This window comes from Polaribacter sp. R2A056_3_33, from assembly GCF_019278485.1.
GTDB lineage: Bacteria > Bacteroidota > Bacteroidia > Flavobacteriales > Flavobacteriaceae > Polaribacter.
In genome coordinates this window covers 921849-933934 of sequence record NZ_CP058984.1, presented here as the reverse complement: position 1 = coordinate 933934, position 12086 = coordinate 921849, and the positions used below count along the sequence as shown (strand labels likewise).

The 12086-nt window shown below is 27.4% G+C and carries 12 protein-coding genes; 1 reads left to right on the top strand and 11 read right to left on the bottom strand.

Going from position 1 to position 12086, the window contains the following annotated elements:
- The first annotated feature begins 20 nt into the window (after positions 1 to 20).
- A complete protein-coding gene (locus tag H0I29_RS03940; RefSeq protein WP_218754487.1) occupies positions 21 to 992 on the top strand; it encodes an IS110 family transposase in 972 nt (323 codons plus the stop codon).
- A 47-nt stretch (positions 993 to 1039) separates the two neighbouring features.
- Here the strand turns inward: H0I29_RS03940 and H0I29_RS03935 are convergent, their stop codons facing one another.
- The 11 genes from H0I29_RS03935 to H0I29_RS03885 all read right to left on the bottom strand — a co-directional run bounded on the left by H0I29_RS03935 (position 1040) and on the right by H0I29_RS03885 (position 12027).
- Entirely contained in the window at positions 1040 to 2227 is a 1188-nt protein-coding gene (locus tag H0I29_RS03935) for an ATP-binding protein (protein WP_218754486.1), read from the bottom strand.
- 149 nt (positions 2228 to 2376) lie between these two features.
- A complete protein-coding gene (locus tag H0I29_RS03930) occupies positions 2377 to 3045 on the bottom strand; it encodes a hypothetical protein (protein ID WP_218754485.1) in 669 nt (222 codons plus the stop codon).
- A gap of 108 nt (positions 3046 to 3153) precedes the next feature.
- The gene (locus tag H0I29_RS03925) at positions 3154 to 3807 is read right to left on the bottom strand and encodes an IS3 family transposase (RefSeq protein ID WP_254712743.1); all 654 of its coding nucleotides are present in this window, start codon (positions 3805 to 3807) and stop codon (positions 3154 to 3156) included.
- Positions 3808 to 3947: 140 nt separating this feature from the next.
- Positions 3948 to 4406: a helix-turn-helix domain-containing protein gene (locus H0I29_RS03920; RefSeq protein WP_218754484.1), complete on the bottom strand. Its 459-nt coding sequence runs from the start codon at positions 4404 to 4406 to the stop codon at positions 3948 to 3950.
- Between the two features lie 205 nt (positions 4407 to 4611).
- Positions 4612 to 5541, bottom strand: coding sequence for a hypothetical protein (locus tag H0I29_RS03915; RefSeq protein WP_218754483.1), 930 nt, complete (start codon positions 5539 to 5541; stop codon positions 4612 to 4614).
- Between the two features lie 178 nt (positions 5542 to 5719).
- Positions 5720 to 6484 carry a hypothetical protein gene (locus tag H0I29_RS03910; RefSeq protein ID WP_218754482.1) on the bottom strand — a complete coding sequence of 255 codons (765 nt, stop codon included), beginning with the start codon at positions 6482 to 6484 and terminating at the stop codon, positions 5720 to 5722.
- A gap of 366 nt (positions 6485 to 6850) precedes the next feature.
- Complete coding sequence (locus H0I29_RS03905) at positions 6851 to 7981, bottom strand: AraC family transcriptional regulator (protein ID WP_218754481.1); 1131 nt, start codon at positions 7979 to 7981, stop codon at positions 6851 to 6853.
- Between the two features lie 193 nt (positions 7982 to 8174).
- Complete coding sequence (locus H0I29_RS03900; RefSeq protein WP_218754480.1) at positions 8175 to 9002, bottom strand: hypothetical protein; 828 nt, start codon at positions 9000 to 9002, stop codon at positions 8175 to 8177.
- A 112-nt stretch (positions 9003 to 9114) separates the two neighbouring features.
- On the bottom strand, positions 9115 to 9951 hold the full coding sequence (locus H0I29_RS03895) for an IS3 family transposase (protein WP_254712739.1): 837 nt from the start codon (positions 9949 to 9951) through the stop codon (positions 9115 to 9117).
- Complete coding sequence (locus H0I29_RS03890) at positions 9948 to 10469, bottom strand: helix-turn-helix domain-containing protein (protein ID WP_025562376.1); 522 nt, start codon at positions 10467 to 10469, stop codon at positions 9948 to 9950. Before H0I29_RS03890 ends, H0I29_RS03895 begins: the two co-directional genes overlap by 4 nt.
- Positions 10470 to 10578: 109 nt before the next feature.
- Complete coding sequence (locus tag H0I29_RS03885; RefSeq protein ID WP_218754479.1) at positions 10579 to 12027, bottom strand: UvrB/UvrC motif-containing protein; 1449 nt, start codon at positions 12025 to 12027, stop codon at positions 10579 to 10581.
- Positions 12028 to 12086 lie beyond the last annotated feature (59 nt).

The window sequence follows — 12086 nt, the reverse complement described above, 5'->3', positions numbered from 1 at the left end:
CTTTCAAAAAACATTTTCTTATGAATAAAGATATAAAATATTTTGGACTTGACATCAGTCATTTATTTTTTGATGTTACCGATTCTTTAGGTAATTATTACCAATTTAAAAATAGCATTTCAGGCTTTAAAAAGTTCGTAAAACTACTAGATGTAAATAGTCATTGTGTGATGGAAGCTACGGGCTATTATCACTACCAGTTAGCCTATTATTTGCAAGAACAAGGTGTTAAAGTTTCCGTAGAGAATCCTTTATCTGTAAAGCGGTTTATTCAGATGAAACTGTCTAAAATAAAGACAGATAAAAGCGATTCTAAGTTAATTTGTGAGTATGCTAAACAAGTTGAGTTAAAGTTATGGAAAGGTAATTCAAAACATCAATTAGAATGCCTTCAAATGATTAGACTCCTTTCTACGTATACAAAACAAAGCACTATGCTTAAGAATAAAATACATGGAGAAACTGTTTTAGGGATTCCTAGTAAATCTGTTGTGAGGTCTTTAAAACGAATTTTAAAAGAACTCCAGAAAGATATGAAAACGATAGAAGATAAATTGTTGTTTTTAGTAAAAGAAGTACACCAGAAACTTTTAACAGATTTAAAAAGCATTCCAGGAATAGGTCCTAAAACCTCTCTAATGCTAGTTGTTCTAACGGATGGTTTTGATCGCTTTACAAGTGGAAGTGAACTTTGTAGTTATGCAGGTTTAACTTCCTTAATACGACAAAGTGGAAGTAGTGTAAAAGGACGTCCTCGAATTAGTAAAATAGGAAATCAAAAACTTCGGAATTTACTATTTATGTGCAGTTTTAATGCCTGTAAATATAACCATGCTTGCAAAGCAATTTATGATAGAATAGTGGCTAAAGGAAAGAGCAAAAAACTAACCTTAATAGCGGTTTGTAATAAGCTACTAAAACAGGCTTTTGCTATTGCTAAATCCGGACTAACTTATGATAATAATTATAGAAGTGTTTTAGTGAAAAAATAATGAGTTTTTACTTGTTTTTTACCACAGTACTTTGTTAGCAAACGTATTTATTCAATAACTTGTATTATTAAATTATCTTTTATAGGTTCTTTTAAATTCTTTCCAAACATTTTAATTTGAATTTTAATATTTTCTCCAACAGAATTAGGATTTAATAATATTCTTAAAGGAACATTAAATGCTGATTTTTCAATTTGATGTTTTAAGTCTCCTAAATTTTCTCTAATAATAAATTCATTTTCAGTCTCTTTAATGTTTGGGTAATTCATCTGTTCCAATGAGAAACTTGTTTTCGGAGAATAAACACCCAAAAAGTGATTTTCTTCAACTGGCTTTGAATATATTTTATTACAAATCAAGATGTTTTTATTACTAATTCTTACTTCAATCATTGCATCCTCAAGATATGAATTGTTTAAATTTAAAATTGAAAAATTAAATTTAAGTGAATTCTCTTCATAGATATAATACAAATCATCTTCTTCGTACGTTATTTCAATGTTTTTGAGATTTTCTCTTAAAGTTTTAATACTCCTTTTTTCATATGGTGTTGACATACCAGGAACTGAATAGTCAAAATCGACAAAAGGAGATATTAAAGATTTAGGAGTTTTTGAAATTGAGTCTTCTTTAGATTTTATTATTTCTAAAATCTTTTGTTTAGCTTTTTCAGAAGGAGTTTTATCTATTAATTTTGGTTTTAAATAAAGCTCTTTATTTCCAATTTTATCAAAATAAAAGGCAAGTTCTCCATTAAATTTATCGATTGAAATACGTCTTTCTATGTAATAATCTATGTCTTTTCTTGTTAATCTTGCTTGATGCGAACCTTTTCTTATAAATGAATCTCCAATATTTAATTTACCTTTTGCTCTTTTCATCATATAAGGAGGATTTGTACAATCAAAAATTTTGAAAATCCCTAATTTATTCCCTTTAAAGTCGAATGGATAATAAATGAAATTTAATTCAGGTTCAATATTCTGGTTTGCTATCTCTTGATATGTGGCGTCATCTATAAATGCATCTTCTATTCCTAAAATTTCCCTATTTCCATTTGTTTTATGTTTTACCCCAATAATAATGTGTCTTTCATTACTTGTTTTTGCGTTAGCCATTGAAATTAAATCCTTAAGTAAATTTTCATAGTTACTTTTCACATATTGAATTGACTTGAAGTCTAATTCTGTGTTTTCATTTTCAAATTCAATTATCTCTTCAAGGTTTTTCGTCATATGTTTGCTAACGTTGTTGTGTAAGTAAAGTTGCGTGGTTTAAACAATAAAGTTAGTAAATAAAACACAAACCAAGAAAATCCGAGAGGATTTTCGTAAGTAGGCTTTTACCAGCAATTTTTTTTACACGGTGTTGGCAATAGTATTTTTTATATATAAATTAATAAATCAATTTGTGTTCTTACTTTTTTTCCATCTTTTATGGCAGGTTCAAGATTCCCTAGTGTTTTCAATTCTTTTATTGCGAACTCACTTGATATCTTTCCGCTAATTCCAATTAGTTCAATATTTGATAATTCTCCATTTTTTTCGACAATACATAATAAATTCGCAACTCCATCACAACCATATTTGCATTTGATTATTCTTTCATATTTGTCGTTTTTAATTCTGAAATAAGGTTTTATATCTGGGTTTAATTCAAAATCATTTTTGTTCCTAAAATATTCTGAATGATAAGCAAAATAAATTGTTTTAAAGAATTTGATATTTATGTATTGGTTATCTTTTTTATGCTGTTTCCAATTTTTAAAATCTGTAATTACTCTTATACACTCATTTAAAAATAAATCATCTTGAATTTTAAGTAACTCTTTTTTAAAAGAAACCATTCGTGGTATTCCATTAAATTGTTCTGCTTTTTTAATGTTTTGAGGAATATTATTTGAATCAATTTCAAATTCAATATCTACTTCTATTAGCATTTCTCCATTTAGTCCATTCAAGCTTTCAACCTCTGGATTAATAAGATTCAACATAATAAATTCATTGAATTCAAATTCAGTTTTTTGTAATTCAAGATGATTATTGTATCTCATTTTGTATTATACTGATATAGGTTGACCTTTTTTTAGGTTAATTTATACCGTTCAAAAGATTTTTTTAGCCGTTTAGAAGGCAAAAAATATTTTGAACTAGTTTTGTTTTCAAATTGTTAGTTCAGTCAAATTTACATTATTTCTTCGATATGATTTGTATTTGATGTTTGGATTTAAATGTACTTCAGCTGGTTTTCTTAATTCTAAGCTAAAATGGGTTCTTAAATTGTTGTAAATATATACTGCTTGTTTTGTTACTTCTTGAGCAATGGCAGTGTTTTTAATGCAATTTCTAAGTCCATATTCATATTTTAAAGTTCTATTAATTCGCTCTGCAATTGCGTTTTCATAAGGATCATATTGTTCTGTCATGCTCATCATTATGCCATTTTCTTCTGCGAATGCTGTGTATTTGGGGTTACAGTATTGAAAACCTCTGTCAGAATGATGTATTAATTTTTTATCAGGGTATTTTCTATTTTTAATAGCCATTTCTAGCGCTTCTGAACAAAGTGATGTCTTCATGTTGTTATCTAATTTATAGCCCATAATTTGTTTAGAATATGCATCTGTAACGATTGCTAGGTAATTGTGTCCATTGTCTGTTTTAATGTATGTTATATCGCTTACCCATAGTTGTTCTGGTCGAGTAGGAACTTGGTCTTTAATTAGGTTTTTATATTTTCTAAATTGATGATTAGAATTTGTTGTTGTCACATAGTTTTTAAGCTTAGGAACAAGTAAATTATGAAGCCTTAACACATCGTACAACTTATCTCTACCGATTTTAATACCTTGTTTTATAAAGTCTTGTTTAAGTTCATCATATAACTTAATTCAGCCAGTTCTCATACCAACTAATTTTCGATATTCTTGTATCATTGCGATGACTTTTTCATCGTTTAGTCGTTTGTTTTCTTGGGTTTTGAGTCTTTTGTAGAAGGCTTGTTTACTAATCCCAAAACACTCATAGAACCATTTTCTTTTAAACGGTTTTTCTTTTTTAGTTCTATCTCTTTCGCTAATGTTTTGGGCAACGACTTTTTTGACAAATCGACTCCAGTAATGATTTCCATGTCAGCAATAATATCTTGTTGAAATTCCTTTACAAACTCCAATTCTTCAATACGTTCCTTTAGTTTTTTAATCTCATCTAATTTACTCATACCTGTATTTTGTTGGACTAAAGTACTATATTTTTTGATCCAATACCCAATTGTAGTTCTAGGAACATCATATTTTTTGGAAGCAAAGTTTGTGGAAATCTGTCCATTCTGAATTTGGTCAACGACGAATAATTTGAGTTCTAAAGTTGCTTTTTCGTACGTTTTTTTTCGCCAGGGTTGTTTTTGTGTTTTCATAAGTGACTATAATTAAGTGTTTAATTTTTAGTCAACCTATTTCAGGAAAGTACAATTTTTAACTTGTGCCTAACGGTCTAGTATAAGAATAGTAGCGGATTTAGACGTACTAACTTTTCGGTTAAATACAGACCTTTTTTATACTTACTTGCTTTCGTTTTAGCGATTAAACCGCTATTATTTTTATACATTGTTGGCAATAGTACTATTTTATTTTAAGTGAGATTTTATAAATTTTACTTAAGCCATTGTTACTTTCATTAATATATTTTTTAAAATCTGAAATAGTTTCGAAATTTCTTGGATAAATATTATTTCTTTTGCTTGTGAAATATAATATTTGGTTTTGCTCATCATAAAATGGGCAATATTCCATATATTTTGTATTTACAGGAATTCCTAGGTTTATGGCCTTTTTCCAGTTTCCATTTGTATCCTTTTTCGAGATATATAAATCCCCACTTCCTTGACCATCTTTTTCATTATATTTCGAATAAATTATAAAATCTTCATTTTCAGAAATAAAAGCATTAAACTCATAGCCGGCACTGTTTATATTTTCATCTAATAAAACAGGGTTTAAATACTTATCACCTTTCAATTCACAATAATAAATATCATCTTTTCCAAAACCATCAGGTGATACCATTGTAAAATATATGTTCCCATTTTTACTGACAGTAGGATAAAACTCATCTAATTCTGAATTAATTGGTTTCCCGACGTTTTTGGGTTTTGACCACACTTCATTATTGTTACCTCTTTCAACATACCAAATATCAAAATCCTTTTTTTCATTAATAGAATCATTTAATGGTCTATTAGAGACAAAAAATAGTCGATTATTATCAAAAGATAAAAAAGGCTCTAAATACATATATGAATCACAAAAAGGCAATAATTCTGGTTGAGACCATCCTGTTTTATTCTTTTTAATATAAGCAAGTTGTGAAATTTCCTGATTAGGGCTTTGTACAGTAAAGAATGCTTCTTTTCCATCTTTTGAAATACAAAAATCTCTTAAATTAAGAAATTGATTTAGTGCTTTATCAAATTGAGTAATATCAGATTCACTCTGAGCTGATAATAAATTTGAAATAAGAATTAACGAAATTACTAATCTGATTTTTTTCATTATTGAATGGAGGTTTTTTTTTTTTTAATGACACCTAACGGTCTTGTATATGAAAAGTAGCGTTTAGGTATTCAATACTTTTCTCTTTGCCTAAAGATATTAAAAAAGCGCAAACCATTATGATTTGCGCTTAATTAGCTATTTTTTATATACGTTGTTAGCAAACGTTTTATTCTATTTAGTTTGTAGCGAAATTAGCTATACTAGTTCCGCCATTTGTTACTGTATTGTCAGCATATTTTACGTATGGCCTAAAATAGTATTGAGTTCCTGACATTAGAGGTTCTGCTACAGCAGAATAACTAGTAATTACAATAGTACCTTCGTTATGTATACCATCAAAATTCTCAATTGCATTTATACTACTGCTAGTGAAATCGCTATTTACACTATATTCAACACCAAATTCTATAGGCATTTCTTTAACAACATTATTAATATTTAATGTTACTGTGATAAAGTCTGTCTGAATTAAAAACGCGTCTGATTCTATATCTAAAGTAACATTTCTACTAGTACTCGCATCAACATCAGTACTTGCTTGTATCTCGTTTCCATAGAAATGAGTGCCATCACTGTATTCAAAATAACCTCTTATAAAATAAGTTTGACCACTTGTTAAATTTTCTATATAACCTGTTGCATCAGAATTACTACCAGATATACCTGAAGTATTATTAGCACCAACTTCAGGGTTAGATGAAGTACCATAAACAAAACCTCTGTCTGTTACTGTCCCAAAACCACTATCTTCTTGAAAAGTTCCCGAAACTATTAGATTTACAGTCCCATCAAAATTTATAAAAAAACCTGTGTTGGAATTAGTTGTAAAGCTACTATTATCTGTTGGTGGATTCATAGAATCATCATCGCTAGAACAACTAAATGTTAAGCTTAAAGTTAATAAGCAAATTACTGTTTTAAATAAATTTTTAATTTTCATTTTTTTTAATTTTTAGCGCACTTTTGCGCAATTATTTATTTTGTTATTTTGGTTTTACTAAATACTTTAATTAATGTATAAATTGTAATAAACTGAAGTAGTGGAAAAATAATAAGTAGGTCTACCCTAAATGCATCTTTGTTTTTTATAAGACTCCATTCTGTTATAAGTAATTCCCAAGAAATGAAAAGAATCCAGATAAAGATTATTACCATCAAAGTCAGTTTATTAGTCTTCATAATTCTAATTCTTGATTTGCTGGTGCAAAGATACGGCCAAGGACTATTTTTTAAGTCTTAAAAAAGGCTTGTTGAGTCTAGAAAACCGTTTTCTAGACTTATTACATAATTATAGACTCGTGTAGTTTTATGATAATGTGTTGTTTTTAAACGATGTAGGTGTAAGGGAAGTGTGTTTTTTAAAAACACTATAAAATGTTGCTTTTGAGCTAAATCCTGAGTCAAAAGCTATTCCTAACATATTTAAATGATCGTTTGAAGTATCTAATAATAACTTTTTTGCTTCTTCTACTCGATAATGATTTACAAATTGATTAAAGTTTTTGTCAGACTCGTCTCGTATGAGTTCCGATAAATTCCGTTGCGTTATTTTAAGTTTTAAAGACACATCTGCTAAAGATAAATTGGGCTCTAAAAATAATTTTTCATCATCCATTAATGCAATTAACTTTTCATAATGATCTTTATTATTAGTTTTTAATCTATTATTGGTTTCATTAACATCACTTTGTTGATGGTCTATCTTTTTAATACTAGCGATTTTAGTAACAAAAAGCTTAGACTGCTTTATACCGGAAATCCCTATCCAGAAAATAAAAACGACATTAATTATTGAAATGGCTGGATAGATGTAATCATCATAAAATATTCCTTCTAAAAAAAGTGAAGACAATATAATAATCAGAAAGGTAAACAGAAACATAAGAACACCCTTTGCCCAAGTGAGTAATTTTCCTTCTGTATTTGAGTAAAATTCTTCAACTTTTGTTTTTTGCTTATTAATGAATTTAATAGTTAGAAAGATATAATATATTGAATAAGCAAATGATAATATTTCAATCAGAGACAATACATTAGAAAAACTTTCTGAATTATGCAATTTTACTTTTGTACCCACACTTAGCATAAAAAGTACTGTATAACTTATAAATTCTAGTATTCCAGGCAAAAGGATGAGTACAATTTTTTTTTTAGTTAAATTAATATTAGAAATTCCTTTAACATATATATAGAATAAAGGAAGTATTAAATAAAAAAAGTTAAATGGTAAAAACAGCAACCAAGGTTCAGATTCAAGAATGTTTAAATCGTGAAGGATTGAGTTTAAGAGTTCTGCGCAATACGCAATTAAAAATAAGCCTAAAAAAAGCTTGGGTTTTATGCGTCTGCCCTCAATTATTAATACCAAGCCTAAAAACACACCTTGAACTAATCCGAGTATATCGATTAAACTGACAATGTTATAGTTAATTTCCATTTACGTAATTATGAATAGAATTCTAGGAATGAATAATGTTGATTCTAATGTTTGCTAACGTTGTTGTATAAGCTTTGTTGTGTTATTTAAGCAGTGAATTTAGTAAATAAAACACGAACGGCGAAATTCCGAAGGAATTTCCCAAGTGAGCTATAAATAGCAATAAAGTTTATACGTTGTTAGCCACAGTATTTTATATTTTCTTTATTTCAGATATTTTTAATTCTAAATTTTTCCTTTTCAGTGGTATTAAAAAATTATACTTTTTTAAACTAGTTTTACCTGAAATCGAATCAAATGACCTCTTTATAAATGTATCTAAATTATTCCAGATAGTAATTTCGTTCTTAATAGTTTCTTTTACAATAGAATCACTTGTATAATATGTGATGTTTTTAACTTCTGATTTTTTATTAAAGATAATTTCAACCTGTAAAAAATCACTTTTTTTTGATAAATTTTCTTGAATTGAAACTAAATTTGAATTTACGAAGTTATATATATTCGAAATTCTTTTTTGAAGAACTTTCATTCCTTCTATAGAACTAGGTACACGTATTTGTTTGATATTTTTATCTTTATCAACAATAAAATGAAGTGGAGTTGTTCCATAAAGTTCATTTTGGAAATTTGTATAGAATTCTTTGTAAAATAAATCACTCATAAGAATATTGTATCCTTCAAGATTGTTTTTTTTTATAGTTGCCTTCCAATTATTTTTAAATGTAAATTTAGGGGTTGAAAGGTGAATAAAAACTAAATCTTTATTTTTCTTTTTAATAATAGGAAAATATTCAAACTCTTTTGTTGAATAGGCACAATAAGTATTATATAAATTAATGTATAATATTTTGTTTTCGAATTCAGGTAAATTAATCAATTCATTGAGACTTGAAATTTTGTTATAATCTTTTAGAATAATTAGTTTTTCAGTTCCTTCAAATGAATAATCGTTTGAAACTTTAATTCCAATTCCTAGAATTAAAAATATAATTATGAACTTGATTATTTTCTTTATCATATTGTGGCTAACGTATTTGTATATGGTTTGTTGCGTGGTTTAACGACTAAATTTAGCAAATAAAAACCGAATAGAAAATGAAGTGCACCTAAATGTTTAGACAAATTTATAATTAATTTTGATAATAATTAGCTCGATATTCAATCGGGCTCATTCCCTTTAAATTTTGTTTAATTCTCTCATTATTATAATATTTTATATACACTTTAATCTCTTTTTTTAATTGAGATATCGACTTGTATTTATTTATATAAAACAATTCAGATTTTAGAATACCGAAGAAATTTTCTATCACAGCGTTATCTAAACAATTTCCTTTACGAGACATACTCTGAGTAATTCCTTTTTCTGTTAATAATCTTCGATACTGTTTCATTTGATACTGCCATCCTTGATCTGAATGTAATATTAAATTTGTTTGATCAGGTATTTTCTTAAAAGACTTTTTCAGCATAATAGCTACTTGTTTAAAATCAGGTTTTTCAGATAATTGATAATTTATTATTTCTCTATTAAAGAGATCAATTATTGGAGATAGATATAGTTTTTTTCCTAAAACTTTAAATTCTGTAATATCGGTAGCCCATTTTTTATTTGGCCTAATAGCTTTAAAATTTCGTTGTAATATATTAGGAGCTGTTTCCCCTATTTGCCCTTTATAAGACTTGTATCTTTTAGCTCTGACTAAACTTTTTAAACCTAATTCACGCATTAACTTGAGTACTGTTTTATGATTTATTAGAGTTCCTATTTTGTTGATTTCTAAAGAGATTCTTCTATAACCATATCTTCCTTTGTGACGATGATATATTTGATGAATCAATAGTTTTATCTCTTTATATTTATCAACTATAAGACTTCTTTTATGATGATAATAATAACTACTTCTTGCCATGTTCATATGATATAATAAAATATCTAAATCATACTTATGCCTTAATTCTGTTATGGCTTTTGCTTTTTGTTTTGCTCTTGTTGAATTAAGGCCTGTAACTTTTTTAGCAAGTCCAGTTCTGCACGTAATGATTCATTTTCTAATAAAAGTTCCTCTTCTCTTGTTAAAGGTTTATTAGACTTTTTTTTAGCCCTCTTAAATTGCATAGATTTTGGTTTACCTCTAGGTTTAATGTTTAAGCCTATAATACCCTCTTTTTTATAATTACGTTGCCACTTCATAATTACAGATTTTGTAGGAATATTAAATTCTAAACAAGCTTGACTGAAAGATAATGAATCTTTGTCAATAGCTTTTAAAACTTTAAGTTTAAAAGGAATGCTATACACTTTTGTTTTTCTTGGTAATAGTGCTTTTTTACCATATTTTTCATAAAATCGAATCCAATCATGAAGGGTTGTATGATGACAACCATATAACTTAGACACATCTTCAACTGTTTGGTTATTTTTTAAAACTTGCTTTACACATCGAAGTTTAAATGCGTAATCATACTTGACTTTTCTTCCCATAATAATACCCTCAAATAGTGTCTAACTTTTTGGGAGCAGTTCAAAATCCGCGAGGATTTTCGTAAGTAGGCTTTTACCAGCAATTTTTTTTACACGGTGTTGGCAACAGTTATTTGTTTTTTATCCAATTCAATATATCTATATCTATTTGTTTTAAATTCATAATTTCATCGAGTTCATCTCTATAACCTCCTCTAATAATAAGATTAATTTGATATTTATAAATTTTAATTAATAACTCTCTTAACTCTATTATTTTATTATTTAAAAATTCACTTTCGGATATATTTGTTATTCTATAAACTTGTTCGTAAATTTTAATTACGTTTATTTTATAAAATTTTATAAAATTACTCTTTTCGTTTTCAAATAAATCTATTGCTGGATTAGTGGGAAGAAAAAAACCAAATATTTCTTCAAACTGTTCAAATTGAGTTGCAACGTCTTTAACTTCTTCTTCAACTCCTATTATTTCTCCTTTTATCAGTGCTTTCCTTTTTTCTCTTTCAGATGTCGTTTTAGATAATTCCTTTTGATATTCTTCTATAAGAATATCGAGTTTTTTCGAATCTTTAATTTGTTTAGCTGTAAACTTCATTTTAGCAAGAAAAGTATCAATATATTCAGAACTTCTATCAAATAATTTCGTTTCTATCTGTTTCTCATCATCTCTAAATTTTGCTGCTTCTTCATAACTTTGGTTATTAACTGCTTTTATTTTTAAATCAGTAATTGGTTTAATTTCTTCAATTGTTTTTAAATCAAATTCGGAGATTTCAATGTATAAGTGTTCCATTTTTTCTTTTAGGAAATCATTTATATCATCTTTTTTTACAATTTTTCTTCCTTTTGATTTTAGTTTAAAAACAAATGAACCTCCATCATGTCCAACTTCATTTAATGCTCCAAATCTTGGTGTTTGTTTTTTCTTTTCACTGAAATCCAAGATAACATTAGTTGCTAAAGCAGAAAAAGGAAGTTCTTTTGATTCATTATTTTCAAGAACGTTTATTAATGATTTTGCAAAAGGACTATTTTCTCCTTCTTTTCCATCACTTACTTTTTCAATACCTCCAGATGTTAAGCCTAAACGAGATTTTCTTTTTTCGAAAGCTCCAATTCCACCACCTCTCATTGGTTCAAAAACAGCTCCCGAAAAACAAGAATCAGAAATAAGTCCGATATGAAATGCTTTTGAAGCTTTAATAAATGTCAAAATTTCAATGATACTAATCCAAGTTGAAGAATCTTTTTGGTCAGCATCAGATGGTTGCCAATATGCAGTATTCAATAATTCATTATAATGACCATGACCTGCAAAAAGAAAAAGGACGTTATCTTCAGGCAAACAATTAATAAAATATTGATTTAACGAATTAAAAAGTGATTTTCTTGTTGTTTTCGATTTTTCATAAATAAATTCAACATCTTCAAAATAATATTTTTCAGTTAAAATTTTTATAATATTTTCTAAATCTGTTTTACAATTTTGAATTTGATTTAATTCAGCATCATCATAATCATTTATTGCTATAGCAAAAATTTTATTCGTTTCCATTTCTTTTTTTGTAGATGAGTTTTAATTGTTGCCAACGTGTTTATATATGGTTTGTTGCG